Raw genomic sequence first — 18,342 nt, 5'->3', positions numbered from 1 at the left:
AGGGTGATTGTCGGCCCGTCGGGTGCGGAGTGTCCAGAACTCCCCCGGCGTCGGCGGAATGATGGGCACGATACGCATGCTGGACACCGCCGGAGACGAGGGGACCGTCCGTGCAGTTCGAGGTCTGGGCACCGCTGACAGGTCGGGTCGCCATGCGACTGAACGACACCTCCTACGAGATGACACCGGACCCGGGACCGGACCGTCGGGGCTGGTGGCACGTCGACGCCCCGGCGCGCGACGGCGACCGGTACGGGTTCCTGCTGGGCGACGATCCCGTCGCGCGCCCCGATCCGCGCGGGCGCCGGCTGCCGGACGGCCCCGAGGGCCTGTCGGCCGTGGTCGACCTCGCCGCCCTGACCCCCGCCACCCCGGGTCCGCGCACCCCACTCCAGGACGCCGTGCTGTACGAGCTGCACGTCGGCACCTTCACCCCGGAGGGCACCTTCGACGCGGCGGCCGGGCGCCTGCCGCACCTGGCCTCGCTGGGGGTGACGCACGTGGAGCTGATGCCGGTGTGCCCCTTCCCGGGCCGGCACGGCTGGGGCTACGACGGGGTGGCGCCCTGGGCGGTGCACGAACCGTACGGGGGCCCGGCCGGTCTCGCCCGGTTCGTGGAGGCCGCGCACGCGGCGGGGCTGGGCGTGGTGCTGGACGTGGTCCACAACCACCTGGGACCTTCCGGCAACCATCTGCCCGCCTTCGGGCCGTACTTCACCGACACCCACCACACGCCCTGGGGCGCGGCGGTGAACCTGGACGCGCCCGGCTCGGACGAGGTCCGCGCGTACCTGATCGGCAGCGCGCTGGCCTGGCTGCGGGACTACCGCATCGACGGGCTGCGGCTGGACGCGGTGCACGCGTTGGCCGACGGGCGGGCGCTGACCTTCCTGGAGGAGCTGGCGGCGGCGGTGGACGAGCTGGCGGTGGAGAGCGCGCGGCCGTTGTTCCTGATCGCCGAGTCCGACCGGTGCGACCCCCGCCTCACCACGGCCCGCGCGGCCGGCGGGCTGGGCGTGCACGCCCAGTGGAACGACGACTTCCACCACGCCCTGCACTGTGCGCTGACCGGCGAATCGCAGGGGTACTACGCGGACTTCGCGCTCGCCCCGCTCGGCGCCCTCGCCAAGACCCTGACCCGGGCCTTCTTCCACGACGGCGGCTGGTCCTCCTTCCGGGGGCGCACGCACGGCCGGCCCGTGGACCGCCGACGGACCCCCGCGCACCGGTTCCTGGGCTACACGCAGACCCACGACCAGGTCGGCAACCGGGCCCTCGGCGACCGGCCGTCCGCCTCCCTGTCCCCGGGCCTGTTGGCCTGCGCGGCGACGGTGGCGCTGACGGGGCCGTTCGTGCCCATGCTGTTCATGGGCGAGGAGTGGGGGGCGCGGACCCCGTGGCAGTACTTCACCGACCATCCCGACCCGGAGCTGGCGGAGGCGGTCCGCACGGGCCGGCGACGGGAGTTCGCGGCGCACGGCTGGAAGGCGGAGGAGGTTCCCGACCCGCAGGATCCGGCGACCCGCGACCGCTCCGTCCTGGACTGGTCGGAGCCCGGTACGCAGCCGCACGCCCGGCTGGCGGACTGGTACCGGACCCTGGTGGCGCTGCGCCGCTCCCAGCCGGACCTGCGCGATCCGGACCTGGCGGCGGTGCGGGTCGCCCACGACGAGGAGCGGCGCTGGTTGACCTTCCGGCGCGGGGACGTCCGGGTGGCGGTGAACCTGTCGCCCGAGCCGGTGACCATCGCGCTGGGGCGCAACGGGGTGCGGGTGCTGGCCTCCTGGGAGCCGGTCGAACATCCGGGCGCGGACGGGCGGATCCACGTACCGGGCGAATCGGCGGTGGTCCTGGGGCCGTAGCGCGTGGTGCCCCGGGCGCCGGCGGGGCCTACGCGCCTGCCGTGAGGCGTGCGGCGAGGGCGGCGGCCGCGCCGGTCGGCGTGCCCGGGGCGAGCAGTTCCGTACGGTGCACCAGGCGCGGGGTGGAGGTGAGCGGCAGGGCGACGCCGACGCCCGCCGCCTCGGCGACGCGGCGCGGGAGCAGGGCGATGCCGTGGCCGGCGGCGGCGAGGGCGCACAGGGCCAGCAGGTCGGTGCCGTCGTAGCGCAGGGCGGAGCGTCCGGCGGTGAGGGGCAGGCCGACGTCGGGGGCGTCGAGCCATCGGGCGTCGACGAGGTCGTCGAGGCGGACGGTGGTCCGGCCGGCGAAGGGGTGGTCGGCGGGCAGGAGCACGGCGAGCTCCTCCTCGGTGACCCCGGTCACGGTCAGCGGGGCCACGTCGGGCAGGCGCAGCGGGTCGCTGGGGGCGGCGAGTCCGTCGACGAGGCCGAGGTCGCAGTGCCCGCCGGCGACGGCGGCCGGCACCTCGTTCGGGGGCAGGACCCGCAGGGTGACCCCGGTGGCGGGCAGGGCGGCGAGGAGGCGGGGGCCGACGGCGAGCGGGGACGCGGCGAGGGTGACGCGGCCGGGGGGTTCGGCGGCCAGGCGCAGGACGTCGGCGCGGGCCGCGTCCAGGCGCAGCAGCAGGGGTCCGGCGTGTTCGAGGAGCCGTGCGCCGGCGGGGGTGGGGGCGACGGGGCGTCGGGTGAGCAGCTCGGTGCGCAGGTCGCCTTCGAGGGCGGCGATGTGCTGGGAGACGGCGGACTGGGTGTAGCCGAGTTCCCGGGCGGCGGCGGAGAAGGAGGCGAGGCGGGCGACGGTGACGAAGGTGCGCAGGAGGTGGGGGTCCATGGGTCCAGCATGACGCGGCCCATCAGTGATGCTTATCGAGGGTGCAGGAACAATCGTTGGCGCTGAACGCGGATCGGGTCGCAGGATGGGCTCCATGACCTCCACCAGCGCGCCGCACACCGGTCCCGTCGCCCGCCCTTCCTCCGACCGGCCCTCCGAGCGGCCCTCAGCCCGACCGGCCGGCCGGCCCGTCGCACGGATCGCCCTCGTCGGGGACCGCTCCCCGCACGTGAAGTCCCACACCCGGATCCCGGTCCTGCTGGAGGCGCTGTCGGCGCGCGAGGGTCTGGTCCTGGACGCCTACTGGATCCCCACCGCCGACGCGGGGACCGAAGCCGCCTCGGGCGGCCTGGCCCTCTTCGACGCGGTGTGGGTGCTGCCCGGCAGTCCGTACGCGAGCACGGCCGGGGCGCTGGCCGCGATCCGCGTGGCCCGCGAGGAGGGGATCCCCTTCCTCGGGACCTGCGGCGGCTTCCAGCACACGCTGCTGGAGTACGCCCGTACGGTCTGCGGGCTGACGGACGCGGCGCACGCCGAGGAGGAGCCGGACGCGGTGGAGCCGCTGATCGCACCGCTCGCCTGCTCGCTGGTGGGGCACGAGGGGCTGGTGCGCACCGAGCCGGGCTCGCTGGCCGAGTCGGCGCTGGGCGCGGAACGGTCCGTGGAGCGCTACCACTGCGACTACGGGCCCTCGCCCCGGTACCTGCCGACGCTCACCGCGCACGGCCTGCGGATGTCGGGCCGCGACGAGGAGGGGCGGGTGCGGATCGCGGAGCTGCCCGGGCACCCCTTCTTCCTGGCGACGCTCTTCCAGCCGGAGCTGGCGGGCGACGGGTCGCGTCCGCATCCGGCGATCCGGGCGCTGGCCGAGGCCGCCGTGGCGCGGGCCGCCCGACGCCGCGAGGGCCTGACGGGCCGCCTGGCCGCCACGTTGGCCGCGAGCCGGGCGGCCGGCTGAGCGACGGGCGGGGCGACCGGGCGAGCGACCGGCGAATATCCCGTCGCGGGAGCACCCTTTCGATCGGCTATGCTGTGCGTGCACGACGAACGGGCGGTACGCCGCCCGTCGTGGTGGGTGTAGCTCAGCTGGTAGAGCACCTGGTTGTGGTCCAGGTGGCCGCGGGTTCAAGTCCCGTCACTCACCCTTTCGACCCCGTGGGGTACGAGGTTCGCCTCGTACCCCACGGGGCTTTTCGCGTTCCGACCTCAGGGCCGGCGCAGGAAGGCCTCGACCTCGGTGACGAAGGCGACCGGGGTCTCGTGCGGAGGGTAGTGGCCGGCCCCGGGGATCGTGTGGACGCGGCAGTTCGGGTAGAGGCCCTGCCAGCCGACGCGCATCACCTCGGCGGTGAGGGCGAGGTCGTACTCCCCGACGAGGACCAGGACCGGGACCGTGCTGCCCTTCACGGCCGAGGTCAGGTCGAGCGACTGCCAGTCGGTCAGGTAGGCGGCGAAGGCCTCGGGGCGGGAGACCGCCAGGGAGTGCGCCACCATCCGGTCGATCCAGTACCGGCCGGCCCGGTTGCCGGTGACCAGGTCGAGGATGATCCGACGCTTCTCCGGGTCCTCGGCGGCGCCGTGGAAGAGCGCGTGGGTGGCCTCGTCCATCTCGTAGGGCGCGGCGGGCACGGGGGTGAGGCCGACGAGCTTCTCGATCCGCTCCGGGGAGCGGGCGAGGACCTGCTGGACGGCCTTGCCGCCCATGGAGTGGCCGAGCAGGGAGAAGGTGTCCCAGCCGAGCTGGTCGGCCAGGGCGAGGACGTCGTCGGCGATCTCGGCGAGGGTGTGGGCGCCGGCGACGTCGCGGCGGTCGCCGTAGCCCCGGTAGTCGAGGAAGGCGTACGAGAACCCCTCGGGGTCCAGGTAGTCCAGCACGGAGCCCCAGTTGGCGGAGGTCCCGAACCAGTCGTGCAGCACGATGACGCGGACGGGTCCGGTGCCGATCCGACGGTGGGCGATGGCCATGCGTTCTCCCTCGGTGACGATGACGTGGAAAACCGACGCCGTACGTTCTGCCCGCCGGGCCTACGATCACACCGTCCGGCCGACATCCCTCCCGGAGCCGGGCGACGGACCGTCGGAGCCGGACGACGGACCACCGGACGGACCACCGGACGGACCGCCGGACGGACCGGCGGCCTCGTGGCCCCGGAGCGGCGGCCCCGCGCGGGCGCGGGAGCGGCTCAGACGGTCCTGATCGCCGGGTCGGAGACGCCCGGGGCGCCGGTCTCCACGTGTCCGGCGAAGCGGCGCAGGAAGCCGGCGTCCGCGTCGGAGGCGACCGTGACGTCGTACCAGCGGCCCGTCGCGCTCAGGTCGACCGCGTGGGCGACCGTGGCGCCCGCGTCGACCCTGAGGGTCTTGGGCGCGCCGCCGTAGGAGTTCGTCACCGTCAGGTTCACGGCGGTCGTACCGGAGTTGGTCAGGGAGAGGGCGAGGTTGCCCGTGGCGGCGTCGTGGCGGGCCGTGACCTCGGGGCCCGCCTTCTTCGCCGGGCCCTTCCAGGTGCGCAGGAAGCCGTTCGGGCCCCAGACGGTGAGGTCGACGCGGTTGCCGGTGGAGGAGCTGGTGCTCCACGTGTCCGAGAGGGTCTTGCCCGCCTCGACCGTGTAGGGCCAGGGGCCGTCCGTGCGGTTGCCGGAGGTGCTGTGGAAGTGGGCGCCGAGCGTGGGACCGGAGGCGAAGGTCAGGGTGAACTTGCCGGTGGAGACGGTGGCCCCGCCGTCCACGTACGGGCTGTAGCCGAGGGCGCGGGTCGGCTTGGAGCCGGCCTCCTGGCGGGGCAGCGTGCCGGTCGCCGGCGGGGTCGGGCGGTAGGAGGGGTGACGGTTGCGGTCCGGCGGCACGTACCCGGCCGTCGAGGGCAGCGCGGCGGGAGCGGAGTCCGCCCGGGCGAAGTCGAAGGCCGAGGTGAGGTCGCCGCAGACGGCGCGGCGCCACGGCGAGATGTTGGGCTCCCGCACGCCGAACCGCTGCTCCATGAAGCGGATCACCGAGGTGTGGTCGAAGGTCTCGGAGCAGACGTAACCGCCCTTGCTCCACGGGGAGACCACGATCATCGGGACGCGCGGGCCGAGTCCGTAGGGGCCCGCCGCGTAGCCGCCGCCCCCGGCGTAGAGGTCGCCGGTCACGCTCGCCGTGGACAGGCCCCAGGCCGAGGAGGCGGGCGGGTAGGGCGGGACGACGTGGTCGAAGAAGCCGTCGTTCTCGTCGTAGGTGATGAACAGGGCGGTCTTCGCCCACACCGCCGGATTCGCGGTCAGCGCGTCCAGGACCTGCGAGATGTACCAGGCGCCGAAGTTCGTCGGCCAGTTCGAGTGCTCGCTGAAGGCCTCGGGGGCGGCGATCCAGGACACCTGCGGGAGGGTCCCGTTCACCACGTCCGCGCGCAGCCGGTCGAAGTAGCCCTCGCCCGCCTGGGCGTTCGTGCCGGTGCGGGCCTTCTCGTACAGGGGGCTGCCGGGCTGGGCGTTGCGGTACGCGTTGAAGTAGAGCAGCGAGTTGTCGCCGTAGTTGCCCCGGAAGGCGTCGTTGATCCAGCCCCAGGAGCCGGCCGCGTTCAGGCCGTCGCCGATGTCCTGGTAGACCTTCCAGGAGACCCCGGCCGCCTCCAGCCGCTCCGGGTAGGTCTTCCAGCCGTACCCGGCCTCCTGGTTGCCGAGGACCGGACCGCCGCCGACGCCGTCGTTGCCCGTGTAACCCGTCCACAGGTAGTAGCGGTTGGGGTCGGTGGCGCCGATGAAGGAGCAGTGGTAGGCGTCGCAGACGGTGAAGGCGTCGGCCAGGGCGTAATGGAACGGGATGTCGTTCCGCGTCATGTACGACATGGTCGTGGCCGTCTTGGCGGGCACCCACTTGTCGTACTTGCCGTTGTTGTAGGCCTGGTGGCCGCCGGCCCAGTCGTGGTTGAGGCCCTCCAGGAACTGCATCCCGAGGTCCTCGACCTGCGGGTTGAAGGGGAGTACGTCCTTCGTCCCGTTGGACTGGTGGAAGACGGACTTTCCGTTGTCCTGGAGGACCGGTCGGGGGTCGCCGAAGCCGCGTACGCCCTTCATCGTCCCGAAGTAGTGGTCGAAGGAACGGTTCTCCTGCATGAGGACGACGACGTGCTCGACGTCCCGGATCGTCCCGGTGGCGCCCTGCGCCGGAATGGCGGCGGCCCGCGCGATGTTCTCGTTCAGCATCGTGAAGGCGGCGGCTCCGCCGGCGATCCGCAGGAACCTGCGACGGTTCAGCTCTGTCATGGGTGACGACCTCTGGGGATGAGACGGGGGGGGGAGGCGAGGGGCGCCCCAAGGACAGCGGGCCCGGGGTACCGGACGGGGATCGGTGGCCGACGTCCGGCCGTACAGCGGGCGAACGGAAGCCCTGCGGGGCCTGTCGTCGCACTCCCGTCGTCGCCCGCAGGGCGGCCGGGCGTCGCGGGGCAGACGGGAGTTCGACAACAGGCCCCAGGGCCGGGCACGGGGTGGGGGGTGCGTCTCCCGAACGGTGTGCGGATCTGCTGCAATGTCCTCCTGCGGTGCACACGGCACGGGGGGCGTGGAGCGAATGGCGGGGAAGGTGTCCGGGCGTGTCCGGACGGCGGGCTGCGGCGCGTCGAACGGCGGTGGCCTCGGCGGTGCGTGCGCACCGCCGGTCGAACGGTACGGCGGAGCGCGCCCCGGGCGACAGACCGCCTGGACCCCCGGGCCCGCGTGCGCGGGCACGCCGTGTGCCCCGGGCGGGAGGCGCCCGGGCGGGACGGACGCGGCCCGGCGGACGATCCCCGTTCGGACGCAGCCGGGCGGGCCGAACGCGGGCCGGACGGACACGGGTCCGGCGAAGCCCGAACGGGCGCAGCCGGGCCGGACGGACACAGGCCGGACGAACACGGACCGGACGACGCCGGGCCTGGCGAAGCCGGAACGGGCGGACACGGGTCTGACGAAGCCGGAACGGGCGCGGCCGGGACTGGCTGAGCCCGAACGGGCGCGGCCGGGGCGGACGGAGCCGGGCCGGATGTACGCGGGGACGACGCCGGGACTGGCGACGCCGGGGCGGACGGACACGGGTCTGGCGAAGCCCGGACGGACGCGGCCGGGGCGGGCGGGGGGTCGGCCGTGAACCTGCCGCAGCTGCACTACGCGAGCGCGCCCGAGGGCCCCGGTCCGCGGTGGCTGCCCAGCACCGCCACCTCCGGGGTGTCCGCGAGCGTGGCGGAGGAGGCCGGGGAGCTGGTCCGCTACGAGGCGCCGGCCGGCGCCCCCGCGCGCCCGACGGCAGGGGAACGCGCGGTGCTCCCGGTGGCGTTGAGCCTGAGTCTGCTGTCGGACGGCAGCCGGCTGCTCGCCCGCGCAGGCTACGCGGACGGCACGGACGGCACGGACCCGGGGGGCTTCCACGCGCACGCCGTGCACCTGCCGTGGTCCGACCTCGCGCCCGCGACCGGCGCGCTGCCCATCACGGCCTGGGACTCCCCGCAGTGGGCCGCGCGGACCCCGCCGGACGGTCCGCCCCCGCCGCTCGCCCGGATCCCCGTCCCCGGCCCGCACGACCGGGCCGCCCTGACGGAGTTCGTCGCCGCCCGGGGGCCGTGGCTGCCGGCGTTCTTCGCCGACGTGCGACGGCTCGCCCAGGATCCGGCGGCCCCGCCGATCGCGCTGGTCGAGCCCGACAGCGCGGCCGTGGCCCGTTGGGTGATGCTCGCGTGCAGCGTGCTGCCGCACGAGCGGGCCCAGTGGCTCACCTTCACCACCTACACCCGGCGCCCGGGTGCCGCCCGCCAGGAGCTCGTCGGGGTGCTGCCGGAGGACGCGGACGGGGCGGTCCTGGCGGAACGCCGCTACCGGGTCCACGACGCCACGCGCGGGACCGCCCCCGACCCCGGGGCGACCCCGGACCCGTGGGCACGGTCGGCCGCGCGGGTCTGGCGGGCGGGGCGCCCGGAACTGTTCGCGCGCATACGCCGCCTGCCCGGGGACCCGTACGACGCCGCCCGCCTGGACGCCCTCGCCGCCGAGGCCGGCATACCCGCCGACCTCGCCCCGCGCCCCGGCACACCGCCGGTACCGACTCCGCGCCCGACACCGGCCGCGCCCCCGATCCCGACCCAGGCCCCGGCGCCTGCCGCCCCCCAGACTCCGGCACCGGCGCCGGCAGCTGCCGCGCCCCCGATCCCTGCCCAGGCCCAGGCCCAGGCCCCGGCCTCTGCCGACCCCCAGGCCCCGCCCCGGACTCCGGCACCGGCCGTGCCCTCGGCGCCCCCGGCCGCACCCCCCGCCCCGGCCGCACACCTGGCACCGATCCCGGCACCGGGACCGGCCGCGCCCTGGGCTCCGACCCCGGCGCCGATGCCCGACCCGCCCCAGGACCCGGCTCCGACACCTGCCGCGACACCGGCACCGGTCCCGGCACCGCCCCACGCCCCGCCGCCTGCCGCGCCCCCGGTCCCGACCCGGGCACCGGACCCGGCCGAGCCCCTGCCCCCGGCACCGGGAGGTGCCGCGCCGCGTGCCGGGGCGGCGCCGCACGAGACGGCGCGGCGGCTGGCGTCGGCGCTGCTGGCCGACCCCGAGGGGCCCGGCGGCGCCGCGGCCCTGGCCGAGATGGCGTCCCTGCCCGTCCTGCGGACCCTCGTGCTCGACCGGCTGGACGCCCTCGCAGCAGGCGACCCGGACGCCGGGGTCCGACTGTTCGCCCGGTCCGGCCCCCGGCTCGGGGCCACCGGGACGCAGCCGCACCTGGCGATGTGCGCGCGGGCCGCCGCCCGTCCCCCGGACCGGGAGCCGGACCGGGTCGGCGCGCTGAACTCCCTGCTCGCGGCGGCCGGGGTCTCCCCGTACGCCGAACCGCTCGTGCTGCGGACCGCCCTGCGGCTGGTGTGGGGCGGGGAACCGATGCGGGCGGACGAGGCCGGGCTGGTCCTCGCCCTGACGGGCGCCCCGCTGCACCAGGAGGCCGGCACCTGGGAGCCGCTCGTCCTCGCGGCGGCCCGCGCCCCCGCCTCCGACCCGGCGGCCCAGGAGCTGGCGCCGCGCCTGCTGGCGGCCTTCGGCGCGGAACTGCCCGCGGCGGCGCGCCCGTCGCTGCTGCTCCTGGAACTGGCCGGGCAGCTGCGGTCCGGCACGGTCGGGCCGGACGCCGCCACCGTGCGCCGGACCCTGGAGCTCGGCGCCCTCTCCCCCGACTCGGGCGCCCGCGACCGGGCGTACGGGGCGCTGTCCCGGGCGCTGCTCCTCCCGGACCGCCCCGACGACGGGGGCCCCCGGGCCCTGGCCGGGTGCGAGGACGCCGCACTGCTGGCCGCGTACCGGACGGCCGCCCACGAGGAGGCGGTGGCGGAGCGGCTGCGCCGGTCGCCGCGCTACGTCGCGGACCGCTTCGTCGACTGGTCCGCGCATCCGCAGGGCGGCCCGCTGTGGCGTCAGGCCCGTACGGAGCTGCTCGACGGGATCCTGCTGCCGGCCGTGCGGAGTCTGGGGCGCGGGGAACTGGCCTCCGTCGAGGCGGAGTTGACCCGGACGGGCGCGCGCGGGGCGGAGGAGTTCCGTGCCTGGCACCGCCCGCCCGGCCTCGGACGCCTGCGCGGCCTGTTCTCGGGTCGGGAACGACGGGATCCCGAGGGATGACGGAAGCCCGACGGCCTACGCGTCGCGGCAGGCCCCGGCCTCGAACTCCGCGACCGGGACGGTGGTCGCGGACGCGCCGACCCCGTCCGGAACGGCGGCGCGGCGGACCGTTCCCGGGGTGAGCCCCTCCCGGTCGGCCGGGGTGAACGAGACCCTGTCCGGGGACGCGTGCGGGCCCCCTGTCCCCCGGATGGTAGGGGCCGGCCGTCAGCCGCCGAGGAGGAGGGTGAGCTCGCGGGTCAGCGCGAGGGCGCCGCTGCCCGCGCCCAGGCCGAGGGTGACGGTCTCCAGGCACCGGCGGATCAGTCCGGGCTCCGGGGCGCGGTGTTCCCGGCCCGCCTCCTCCAGTTCGTCGTTCAGGATCCGCGCCGCCTCGACCCCCTCCTCGGCGGCGCCCTCCTCGTCCAGCCGCCGGGCGAGTTCGGCGGCCAGGCGCAGCACCCGGGCGGCGTCGTCCTCGTCCGGCGCCCGCCCGATGTGGATCACGCCGTGGTCGCCGTAGTTGCCGGGGCCGTTGACGTCCCCGTGGAAGTGGTAGGTGCCCATCGCGGTCCTCTCGTGCCGGGTACGGGTCAGGGCCGGGCGGGGGCCGGGGCGGGGCCCCCGGGACCGGCGGGCCCCTGGCCCTTGCCGGGCTCGCGCCCGGCGCCGGGGCCGGCCAGGTCGATCGTGCCGTGGGATCCGTAGTTGCCCGGACCGTTGATCGGGCCGTGGAAGGTGTAGCTGTGGTGGTTGATCACCTGCTTCGCCTGTTCGAAGGAGGTGGTGTCGACGTTGTGGTCCTTCAGGAACCGCTCGGTCGCGGTGAGGACGCCCTGTTGGAGGCGCTGGAGGTAGTCCAGGGTGTCGGTGTTGTCGGAGAAACCCATCCGGGACCAGGAACCGACGCGTGCGCGCAGGCTGCCGGTGGCCCCGTAGTCGTACTCCAGGTGCTGCCGGCCGATGAGCCACCGCGCGTGCCACAGCCCCCACCGGTGCGCGAGCACGGCCCGGCCCTTGCGGAGCAGCCGCAGGGGGGACGTGCACAGGTCGGGCAGGAACCGCCGCGTGGTCGAGGTGATCAAGGTCAGCCACCGGCCGAAGGCGTCCAGCCGCAGGGCCCGCACCCGGTCGAAGCGGAAGTCGAGCGGGGGCACCACGTAGGCGGCCACCTCCCAGGTGAGGCTGGGGTGTTGGAGACGGGCCCGCAGGTGCATGGAGACGATGACCCGGCCGCCCTCGCCGGCCCGCTCCAGGCACACGTAGGTGCGCATGCCCGAGCCGGGGGCGGCCAGGGCGGCCCGCACCATCTCCGGCGGGACGACGGCGCGCGGCCGGCCCAGCCGGTCGGGCAGCAGGGCCGCGTCCGCGTACCCCACGCGCGTGCCGAGGACGTACAGCCTCTCGCCGGCGCGCAGTCCGCCCAGGCCGGCGATGCTCCCCATCTGTTCGACGACGAAGGCGTGCAGCTCGACCACGTCGAACGGGACGATCTCCAGCGTTCCGTCGCCCGACGGGTCCGCGGCCGGGGTTCCGACGTCGATCGGTTGCCAGACCCGCTCGCGCAGGGACACGCCGCTGCCGACGAAGGGGTGCTCGCGCTCGGCGCCGGCCCAGTACGGGATGACGTTGGCCCGTTCCTGCTCGCGCAGGCGCTCCTCCAGCGCCTCGCCCAGCGGCGGGGCCAGGGTGGCGGCCGGGGTGTCCGCCTCGATGACCTCCAGGGCCAGCGTCCGGCCTCGGTGCTCGAAGGTCAGCACCAGGGCCCAGGCCGCGGCGCACGTGCCCCCGAGCCCGAGCAGGGAGCGGCCGAGGAGTTCGGGGCGCCCCTCCGTGACCCCGTGCCAGGCCAGGACCACGCAGCCCGCCAGGACCGCGAACAGGCCGACGAGGAGGGCGTCGCGCGCGTCGCCCCGCCGTCGGGCCAGTCGGGCGTGCCGGGCGAGCCCGACCAGGTCGACGCCCAGGGCCGGGCCCAGGGCCGTGAGCCGGTCCTCGACGAGTTCGGCCGCCGCCTCGCGGGCGAACTCCTCGTCGAGGTGGACGGTGGCGCTCAACCACCGGTCCGTGGCGTCGTCCCCGTACGGGACGAGGCCTTGTAATCCTCTGCCTTCCCCCATGTCCCCTCCCCCTGTGGTCGATCCACGATACGGATACGGGTCGGCCGGGCCCAGGGGTTCGACAGCCCCTGTCGGGGGCGGTGCGGCGGGGCGGCCGTAGGGGGGAGTGCCCAGGCCTACTCAGCGTCCCCGTACGGGATATGAGCATCCGTACTCAGGACCGGGCGGACGCCGGTCGCCATCGTGGGGGCATGCTCATACAGTCACACGATCCACGGCCGCGGGTGGGGATCACCGCGGTCGGCAGCCTGTTGCCCGAGGACGTCCTGTCCTCCGACGACCTCCAGCGGGAGGTCGCCCGGCGCAGCGGCCTGAGCCTGCCGCCGAGGCTGCTGACCCTGGCCACCGGGATCGTCTCGCGCCGGGTGGCGGCGCCGGGGGTGTACGCCTCCACGCTCGCCGCGGGCGCGGCCCGTCGGGCCCTGGACGCGGCCGGGCTCGGCCCGATGGACGTGGACCTGCTGGTGTTCGCCTCCGCCTCGCGGGACGTGGTGGAGCCGGCCACCGCCCACATCGTGCAGGCCGACCTGGGCTCCCGGGCGCACGCCGTCGACGTCACGAACGCCTGCAACAGCTTCGTCAACGGCATCGACCTGGCCCGCAGCGCGATCCTCGCCGGCCGGGCCCGGCGGGCGCTGGTGGTCACCGGGGAGACCCCGAGCCGGGCGGTGCGCACCGATCCGGCCGACCTGGCGGAGTTCCGGGCGGGCTTCGCGGGCTACACGTTCGGGGACGCGGGGGCGGCCGTCGTGGTGGAGGCGGTGGAGCGCGGCGGGATCCTGGACGTGGACAGCGAGACCCACTCGGAGCACTGGGAGGTCGGGGGGATCCCGGGCGGCGGTTCGCGCCACCCGCGCGGGGACGCGTACACGTACTTCCGGGGCGACGGGCACGAGCTGCGCGGGGTGTTCGAGAAGGTGGGGACGGCGGTCGTCGACCGGACGCTGCACCGGGTGGGCATGGACGTGGACGGCTTCGCGAAGGTGCTGGTGCACCAGGTGACGGTGCCGTACCTGGAGCGGTTCGCGGAGCTGACGGGCGTGCCGTCGGACCGGCTGGTGGTGACGGTTCCGGAGCTGGGGAACGTGGCGAGCGCCTCCATCGGCGTCCAGCTGGACCGGGTGTTCGGCGAACTCGCTCCGGGCGAGCGGGTGTTGATCGTGGGCCTCGGTGGCGGGATCAGCATCATGACGATGGTCTGGGAGAAGTCGTGAGCGGACGCGCGCCGATGTGGGTGGTGGTCCCCGCCCACGACGAGGAGGCCCGACTGGCCGGGACGCTGTCGGCGCTCGCGGCCCAACACGACCGTGACTTCACGCTGTTGGTCGTCGACAACGCCTCCTCGGACGGTACGGGGCGGATCGCGCGGGAGTTCGCGGCGCGGGCGCCGTTCCCGGTGGAGGTCATCGAGGAGCCCGAGAAGGGGGTGGGGTCGGCGGTGGACACCGGCTTCCGGTACGCGATCGAGCGGGGCGCCGTCCTGCTGGCGCGTACGGACGCGGACTGCCTGCCGGGACCCGGATGGGCGGGCTCCGCGCGCTCCGCGCTGTCGCTGCGCGGAGGGCTCGTGTGCGGGCGGATCACGGCGCGGCGCGACGAACACGGACCCCTCGGGCGGACGCTCTTCGCGGCCCTGGTGGCGCTGGCCGCGCTGTTCGGACGGCTGCGACCGCTGCACGCGCGCCGGCACGGCTACCGGGCCCCGTACCGGATGCACGCGGGGAACAACATGGCGATCACCGCCGATCTGTACCTGGCCGTGGGCGGGATGCCCCGGCGCCCCTCGCCGACGGACCGGCTGTTCCTGAACGCCGTGCGCCGTCACACCGACCGGATCAGCCGCTGCCGGGGCATGGTCGTGGAGAACTCCACGCGGCGCCTGCGGGCCTACGGGATCGCGGGGACCGCCCGCTGGTACCTGGACCAGGGCAGCGGCGCGCACGGAACGGACCCCCGCTGATGCTGGACCGACTCGATCACGCGCTGCGGTCCCGCCCGGAGCGGCCGGCCGTGCTGGCCGCGTCCCGTTCGGGGGCGACCCGGGTGCGGGCCACGCGGGGTGAACTCGCCGAGCTGGCCGACGCGTTCGCCGCGGCGCTGCACGCGCGCGGGCTGCGCGCCGGGGACACCGTCGGGGTGGCGGTGCGGCCCGGGCCGCGCGCGCTGGCGGTGCTGCTCGCCCTGTGGCGGCTCGGGCTGCGCGGGGCCGTCCTGGACCCGGGGGCGGGGGCCGAGGTGCTGCGGGCCCGGCTCGCGCTGGCGCGGCCCGCGCTGGTGCTGGCCGACGCCGCGGCGCAGGCGGTGGCCGGCTGGGCGCGCCCGCTGGCCCGACGGGCCGCGCTGGAACTGCCCGAGCTGGCGGGGCTGGGGCCGGTGGCCACGGTCGGCCCGAGGCTGCCGGGCTGCGCGCCCGCGCTGGACCTGGCGGCCGCGCGGGTGGGGGTGCCGGTGTACGCGGGGCCGCAGGACACGGACGCGGTGATCGTGTTCACGTCCGGGACCACCTCGCGGCCCCGGGCGGTGGTGCACACCCGGGCGGAGTTGGCGGCCGGGATGGAGACGGTGGCCGCGCTGTTCGACGGCGGAGACGGCTTCGGCGGGGGCGGGGGCTTCGGCGGGGGCGCGGGCCCGGCCGGCGCCGCGGGTGGGCGCGGCGGGGCCGGGCGGGCGGGCGATCCCGTGCTGGGCGGCACGTTCTTCGTGCTCGTGCCCTCGCTGACGCGCGGGGCCCCCGTCGCGCTGCCGGCCCGTTCCCCGCGGGTGCTGGCCCGGCAGTTGGCGCGGCTGCGGCCCCGGGACACGTACCTGACGCCGCCGCAGCTGCGGGACGCGCTGGGCGCGGGCGCCCGGTTCGGGGGGCGGGTGTGGACCGGTTCGGCGCCGGCGAGCGCGGCGCTGCTCGGGCGGGTGCGGGCGGCCGGCGCGGAGCAGGCGTGGGGGGTGTACGCGCTGACCGAGCTGTTCCCGGCGGCGGCGGTGGAGTCCCGGGAGAAGGCGGCCTTCGAGGGCGCGGGCGACCTGGTGGGCGCTCCGCTGCCCGGGGTGCGGGCCGTACCGGACGCGGACGGGCAGCTGCTGCTGGCCGGGCCCGCGGCCCGGGACCGCTACCTGGGGGAGGAACCCGATCCGTGGGTGCGTACGGGCGACCGGGCGCGGCTGGACGGCGCGGGCCGCATCGTGCTGGAGGGCCGCTGCAAGGACATGGTGCTGCGGCGGGCGGAGAACATCTACCCGGGTCTGTACGAACCCGGGTTGCACGTGCCGGGGGTGGAGCTGGGGGTGCTCGTCGGGGTTCCGGCGGCCGACGGCGACGAACGGCTCGTCGCGGTGGTCCAGCCGCGGCCCGGGGTCGGTGAACCCGCCCTGCGCGCGGCCCTGTCGGGGCCGCTGAGCCGGATGGGCACGGCCCGGCCGGACGCGCTGCTGTTCGCCCGGATCCCGCTGTCGGGGCGCTCGCGCAAACCGGACCGGGCCGCGGTGTCGGCCCTCGCGGCCCGACGGCTGGCCGCCGGGCGGGCCGGCGGCGCGGGGGGCCGGGCGTGAGCCGGCCCGGGAAGCGCCCGTACGCGTACACCACCACCGCCTACACCACCACCGTCTCCGGAGAGGTTCACCGTCCCATGACCACCTGCCACGCCACGGCGCGACGCCGGGACCGCAGGGTCTACCTGTTCGCCCGGCCGTTGCTGTTCGCGCTGCTCGGGGCCGGTCGGGGCCGTCCGGTGCGGCGGCTCGGCCGGACCGTGCTGGTGCACGGCTCCGAGGCGTACCGGGAGGCGTTGACGCGGCTGCCGTTGGACCGGGCGGCGGCCGGCACCACGGGCGGGGCCGCCCGGGAGGCGCTGCGCGGGGACGGGGGCGTGCTGTTCGACCAGGAGGGCGGCGGGCACCGGGCGGACCGGCGGGCGCTGGCGGAGCGGCTCGGCGCGGCCGGGGTGGAGGAGCTGCGGGCGGTGTGGCGGCCGTTGCTGGCGCGGGAGCTGGCGCCGCTGGCCCGGGGTGGGGAGGTCGACGTGGTCGCCCTGGCCCGGGTCCTCTCGGGGTCGGTGGTGTGCGCCCTGCTGGACGTGGAGGCCGACGCGCGGGAGCTGGCGGGCGCCGCCGCCGAGGCCGCCGCCGCGTCCGTACGGAGCCATCTGCCGGGCCCGCCCCGGCCGGGTGCGCGGGCACGGGCGGAGCGGAGCGCCGCGCGGCTGCGGGGGCTGCTGGGTCCGGGGCGGGGGGCGCTGCCCGCGATGGTGGCGGTGGCGGCGGTGAACACCGCCGTGGCGGCGCTGCCCCGGGCGGTCGCCTGGTGCGCGGACGCGGGGCTGTGGGGGCAGGCGGGCGACGCCGCGACGCGGCCCGCCCTGGTGGACGAACTGCTGCGGGTGACGGCGGCCTCGCCGGTGCTGCCCCGGGTCGCGGCCGGGGCGGGAACGGTCGGGGGGTGCCCGGTGCGGGGCGGGGACCGGCTGCTGCTGGTGGCCCGGCACGCGGTCGGGGCGCACCGGCGTGACCCCGACGGGCGGGATCCGGTCGCGCCCGGGGTGGCCCGGCTGGTGTTCGGGGCGGGGCCGCACGCGTGTCCCGGGGCCCGGTTGGCGGTCGTGTTGCTGGGCGACGTACTGGAGGCGCTGGCGCCGCACCGGCCGGTGGTGGCGCGGGCCCGGGTGGACCGGCGGGCCGCCCTGCCGGGCTGGCGGCGCCTGACGGTACGCCCCGGCACCACCCCGAAGCCACCGGCCCGCCCGCACCCAGGCGCCTGCGCCGCGGACGCCGGAACGGCGGCGTACGGCGGCCCGACGGCAGGCCACGCGGAGACGGGGCACGGCCCGGCGGCGGGCGAGTGCCCGGCGGACAGCGCCGCCGGGGCGGCACCCGCCCGCCCGCACCCCGCCACCTCCGCGACGTCGCCCCCGGCGGCAGGCCACACGAAGACGGGCCCCGCCCCGGCGGGCGCGTGCCCGGCGGGCGGCGGCGTGGGGGGACCGGCGTGAGGGGGGTGCGGGTCGCGGTGACGGGGGCGAGCGGCTTCTGCGGCGGGTGGGTGGCCCGGGAGGCCGCCGCGCGCGGGGCCTCGGTCGTGGGGCTGGGCCGCCGGCCGGGCCCGGTCGGGGAACACCGGTTCTGGGACGCCGCGCACGCCGAGCCGGACCTGTGCGGCGTCGACGTCGTGGTGCACTGCGCGGCGGCCGTGGGCGATCCCGCGCCGGGGGCACGGGCGGAGGCGGCCATGCGGGCGGTGAACGTGGACGGTACGGCCCGGCTGCTGCGGGCGGCCGCCGGCCGGCCGGTGGTGTGGGTGAGCAGCGCCAGCGTGTACGACCCGCGCGCCGGCCGGGAGCGGGTCGCCGAGGGGCATCCGCGGACGGGTCAGCTGAACGCCTACGGCCGTACGAAGGCGGCGGGCGAGGCGCTGGCCCTGGCGGCGGGGGCGGTCGTGCTGCGGCCCCGGGCGGTGTACGGGCCGGGTGACACGCAGCTGCTGCCCCGCCTGCTGTCCCGGGTCCGGGCGGGGACCCTGCTGCTGCCGGGTCCGGACGTGCGCCTGAGCCTGACGGCGGTGGAGAACCTCGCGGACGCCTGCCTGGCGGCGGTCGGCTGGCCCCCGGGCGCGTACAACGTGGCGGACGCCGCCCCCTACGGGCGGGACGCGGCGGTCGGCGCGGTGCTGCGGGCCCACGGGGTGCGGGCGCGGATCCGGCACCTGCCGCTCCCGGTGGCCCGTACGGCGGCCCGCGCGGCCCAGGCGGCGGCCCGCCTGACGGGCGGGGAGCCGGCCCTCAGCCGCTACGCGGTGGACCAGCTGTCGCGTCCGGTCGTCCTGGACCTGGCCCGCGCCCGGTCCTGCGGCTGGATCCCCGCGCGCACCCTGGACGACCACCTCGCGGAGGTGGTCCGGAACGCCTGAACACGGC

Annotated in this window: 13 protein-coding genes and 1 tRNA gene; 9 read left to right on the top strand and 5 right to left on the bottom strand. The window is 76.9% G+C overall.

Annotated elements, in window-relative coordinates; genetic code table 11:
* The first annotated feature begins 110 nt into the window (after window positions 1-110).
* Window positions 111-1,862 (top strand): malto-oligosyltrehalose trehalohydrolase, encoded by a 1,752-nt coding sequence (gene treZ / locus AB0D01_RS01595; RefSeq protein WP_363052947.1) that lies wholly within the window; start codon window positions 111-113, stop codon window positions 1,860-1,862.
* A 28-nt stretch (window positions 1,863-1,890) separates the two neighbouring features.
* On the opposite strand, the gene AB0D01_RS01590 is transcribed toward treZ, so the two are convergent.
* On the bottom strand, window positions 1,891-2,733 hold the full coding sequence (locus AB0D01_RS01590; RefSeq protein WP_363052946.1) for a LysR family transcriptional regulator: 843 nt from the start codon (window positions 2,731-2,733) through the stop codon (window positions 1,891-1,893).
* 94 nt (window positions 2,734-2,827) lie between these two features.
* On the opposite strand from AB0D01_RS01590, the gene AB0D01_RS01585 reads away from it, so the two are divergent.
* Window positions 2,828-3,691, top strand: coding sequence for a hypothetical protein (locus tag AB0D01_RS01585; protein ID WP_363052945.1), 864 nt, complete (start codon window positions 2,828-2,830; stop codon window positions 3,689-3,691).
* Window positions 3,692-3,804: 113 nt separating this feature from the next.
* Window positions 3,805-3,877, top strand: a tRNA-His gene (locus AB0D01_RS01580).
* Window positions 3,878-3,939: 62 nt separating this feature from the next.
* Here the strand turns inward: AB0D01_RS01580 and AB0D01_RS01575 are convergent.
* Together AB0D01_RS01575 and AB0D01_RS01570 are read right to left on the bottom strand one after the other, a co-directional pair.
* The gene (locus AB0D01_RS01575; protein ID WP_363052944.1) at window positions 3,940-4,698 is read right to left on the bottom strand and encodes an alpha/beta hydrolase; all 759 of its coding nucleotides are present in this window, start codon (window positions 4,696-4,698) and stop codon (window positions 3,940-3,942) included.
* Window positions 4,699-4,916: 218 nt separating this feature from the next.
* Window positions 4,917-6,977, bottom strand: a complete 2,061-nt coding sequence (locus tag AB0D01_RS01570; protein WP_363052943.1) for a phosphocholine-specific phospholipase C — start codon at window positions 6,975-6,977, stop codon at window positions 4,917-4,919.
* 858 nt (window positions 6,978-7,835) lie between these two features.
* Between AB0D01_RS01570 and AB0D01_RS01565 the strand changes: the two genes are divergently transcribed.
* Window positions 7,836-10,343 carry a GTPase-associated protein 1-related protein gene (locus AB0D01_RS01565; RefSeq protein WP_363052942.1) on the top strand — a complete coding sequence of 836 codons (2,508 nt, stop codon included), beginning with the start codon at window positions 7,836-7,838 and terminating at the stop codon, window positions 10,341-10,343.
* Between the two features lie 207 nt (window positions 10,344-10,550).
* Here the strand turns inward: AB0D01_RS01565 and AB0D01_RS01560 are convergent, their stop codons facing one another.
* Together AB0D01_RS01560 and AB0D01_RS01555 are read right to left on the bottom strand one after the other, a co-directional pair.
* On the bottom strand, window positions 10,551-10,889 hold the full coding sequence (locus AB0D01_RS01560; RefSeq protein ID WP_363052941.1) for a hypothetical protein: 339 nt from the start codon (window positions 10,887-10,889) through the stop codon (window positions 10,551-10,553).
* 26 nt (window positions 10,890-10,915) lie between these two features.
* A complete protein-coding gene (locus tag AB0D01_RS01555; protein WP_363052940.1) occupies window positions 10,916-12,379 on the bottom strand; it encodes a hypothetical protein in 1,464 nt (487 codons plus the stop codon).
* 254 nt (window positions 12,380-12,633) lie between these two features.
* Between AB0D01_RS01555 and AB0D01_RS01550 the strand changes: the two genes are divergently transcribed.
* From AB0D01_RS01550 to AB0D01_RS01530, 5 genes are read left to right on the top strand one after another with little or no spacing between them, the layout of a single operon-like run.
* Window positions 12,634-13,656, top strand: coding sequence for a 3-oxoacyl-[acyl-carrier-protein] synthase III C-terminal domain-containing protein (locus tag AB0D01_RS01550; protein WP_363052939.1), 1,023 nt, complete (start codon window positions 12,634-12,636; stop codon window positions 13,654-13,656).
* A complete protein-coding gene (locus AB0D01_RS01545; protein ID WP_363052938.1) occupies window positions 13,653-14,402 on the top strand; it encodes a glycosyltransferase family 2 protein in 750 nt (249 codons plus the stop codon). The genes AB0D01_RS01550 and AB0D01_RS01545 overlap by 4 nt, the downstream gene beginning before the upstream one ends.
* Window positions 14,402-15,985, top strand: coding sequence for a class I adenylate-forming enzyme family protein (locus tag AB0D01_RS01540; protein ID WP_363052937.1), 1,584 nt, complete (start codon window positions 14,402-14,404; stop codon window positions 15,983-15,985). Before AB0D01_RS01545 ends, AB0D01_RS01540 begins: the two co-directional genes overlap by 1 nt.
* Window positions 15,982-17,421 carry a cytochrome P450 gene (locus tag AB0D01_RS01535; protein ID WP_363052936.1) on the top strand — a complete coding sequence of 480 codons (1,440 nt, stop codon included), beginning with the start codon at window positions 15,982-15,984 and terminating at the stop codon, window positions 17,419-17,421. The genes AB0D01_RS01540 and AB0D01_RS01535 overlap by 4 nt, the downstream gene beginning before the upstream one ends.
* Window positions 17,418-18,335: an NAD(P)-dependent oxidoreductase gene (locus AB0D01_RS01530; protein WP_363052935.1), complete on the top strand. Its 918-nt coding sequence runs from the start codon at window positions 17,418-17,420 to the stop codon at window positions 18,333-18,335. The genes AB0D01_RS01535 and AB0D01_RS01530 overlap by 4 nt, the downstream gene beginning before the upstream one ends.
* Window positions 18,336-18,342: the final 7 nt, after the last annotated feature.

Origin of the sequence: Streptomyces sp. NPDC048606 (genome assembly GCF_040650855.1) — a bacterium.
GTDB lineage: Bacteria > Actinomycetota > Actinomycetes > Streptomycetales > Streptomycetaceae > Streptomyces.
Note: the sequence above shows the minus strand (reverse complement) of the source record. Positions and strands in the feature narration are given on the sequence as shown.

Excerpts from the sequence above, each read along its gene's own strand:
- AB0D01_RS01570 (WP_363052943.1), bottom strand. The coding sequence starts at position 6,977 with ATGACAGAGCTGAACCGTCGCAGGTTCCTGCGGATCGCCGGCGGAGCC.
- AB0D01_RS01560 (WP_363052941.1), bottom strand. The coding sequence starts at position 10,889 with ATGGGCACCTACCACTTCCACGGGGACGTCAACGGCCCCGGCAACTAC.
- AB0D01_RS01575 (WP_363052944.1), bottom strand. The coding sequence starts at position 4,698 with ATGGCCATCGCCCACCGTCGGATCGGCACCGGACCCGTCCGCGTCATC.
- AB0D01_RS01540 (WP_363052937.1), top strand. The coding sequence starts at position 14,402 with ATGCTGGACCGACTCGATCACGCGCTGCGGTCCCGCCCGGAGCGGCCG.
- AB0D01_RS01550 (WP_363052939.1), top strand. The coding sequence starts at position 12,634 with ATGCTCATACAGTCACACGATCCACGGCCGCGGGTGGGGATCACCGCG.
- AB0D01_RS01585 (WP_363052945.1), top strand. The coding sequence starts at position 2,828 with ATGACCTCCACCAGCGCGCCGCACACCGGTCCCGTCGCCCGCCCTTCC.
- AB0D01_RS01590 (WP_363052946.1), bottom strand. The coding sequence starts at position 2,733 with ATGGACCCCCACCTCCTGCGCACCTTCGTCACCGTCGCCCGCCTCGCC.